Source organism: Microcystis sp. M53598_WE2 (assembly GCF_030067735.1).
Taxonomy (GTDB): domain Bacteria; phylum Cyanobacteriota; class Cyanobacteriia; order Cyanobacteriales; family Microcystaceae; genus Microcystis; species Microcystis aeruginosa.
This window is the reverse complement of record NZ_JASJFE010000805.1, coordinates 1-1,419: the sequence shown is the minus strand read 5'-3', so window position 1 is coordinate 1,419 and position 1,419 is coordinate 1. Positions and strand designations below refer to the sequence as shown.

General features: G+C 40.5%; 2 protein-coding genes. One reads left to right on the top strand and one right to left on the bottom strand.

All coding sequences use genetic code 11. The features are described 5' to 3' along the window. On the bottom strand, positions 1-152 hold a 152-nt coding region (locus PX636_RS16420; protein ID WP_288117867.1), incomplete at its 3' end, for a glutathione S-transferase N-terminal domain-containing protein. 123 nt (positions 153-275) lie between these two features. Here PX636_RS16420 and lepB point away from each other — a divergent pair. Beyond that, a complete protein-coding gene (lepB, locus tag PX636_RS16415) occupies positions 276-1,373 on the top strand; it encodes a signal peptidase I (protein WP_004163157.1) in 1,098 nt (365 codons plus the stop codon). Positions 1,374-1,419: the final 46 nt, after the last annotated feature.

Here is a 1,419-nt window from a genome sequence, read left to right as displayed (position 1 = left end):
GGGACAGTAGTTAACCCTTTAGTTAGAGGCCTGAGTTTGAGAATATGTAGTCCGGGGGTGAGATTTTCTACTTGGTAATCAATCCCCTTATAACCTAGGGCTAAACGAGCTTTGCGACAGTAATGAGATGTGCTAAATTGAAGTAAAAGCATTAAGTGTTGTTGGTTGCTATAGTAGTTATCAGTCATCAGTTATCAGTTATCAGATTTGAGTTTTAAGTTAACTGATCACTGTTTACTGATCACTGTTTACTGAATTGGCAATAGGTCTATACTATGAGCAAACCCTCCCTTTTTTCGGCTGTTTCTCGTCCTTATGCGACTAATTCACAAGCAAAAGATCCCTGGTTAGCGGTCAATCTCTCGATGTTTTTCCCCGGTTTGGGACAATGGTATGCTAACAAAAACCAAAAAGCAACCATTTTGGCAATCGCTCAAGTAATATTAATAATTGTGACAATTTGGTCAATTTTTAGCCACAATGGCCCTGTAAGCTGGGGATTAGGGGGAATAGTTGCTCTGGTTATCGTTTACATTAGCAATATTTTTGACGCTCACTGGACTGTTTATTATTCCAGACAGAATAACAGCTTAGAGAAAATTCCCCGCCAACAAAAAAACCCATGGTTTGCCGTCTTCGCTAACCGGATTATACCGGGGTTAGGGCAATTGTACGCCGATAAGGTGATCTTAGGGATAATTTTTCTGACTATATCCCTGATTACCCTGAAAATAGAGCATTTTTTGGCCAATATCCTCTTTCTTACCCCTTTAATTACAGCAATCGCTGTTTATCATGTTTATCACACTTTCCCCGATCAATTCCATCCCCATCGTCACACCTATCGTTCCATTTTGGCGCTGATGGTGGCAGCAATTTTTACTTGGGGAATTATCTGTAATTATTTTCCCGATTGGTTACATCAAAGAATAGAATTTTTCGAGATTCCGAGCGAATCCATGCTGCCTACCCTCGCAGTAGGTGATCGCATTTTCGTCAGTCAATCTGGTAATTATCAAGCGAAAAGAGGCGATATAATTGTTTTTATAACTCCCGAAAAAATTAAGCAACTAGAGCCTAATTCTGGAGATTTTTTTATCAAACGAGTCATCGCTATTGCTGGGGATACCATTGAAATCCGCAGGGGTAAAGTTTATCTCAACTGGCAAGTTATCGAGGAACCCTACACCGCCGAGTTGGCCAATTATGAAATAGAATTTATGACTGTACCCCCAAAAACCCTGTTTGTTTTGGGAGATAATCGTAACCATAGTTTTGATTCCCATGCTTGGGGTTTTTTGCCGGAAAGTTATATCGTTGGTCAAGCCTATAAAGTTTACTGGCCTCTAGATCGTGTCCAGTCTTTGCTATGATGGGGATGACTGGCGTAACTTTGAGCCTAGGTGTTACAGTTAGATG

Excerpts from the sequence above, each read along its gene's own strand:
- lepB (WP_004163157.1), top strand. The coding sequence starts at position 276 with ATGAGCAAACCCTCCCTTTTTTCGGCTGTTTCTCGTCCTTATGCGACT.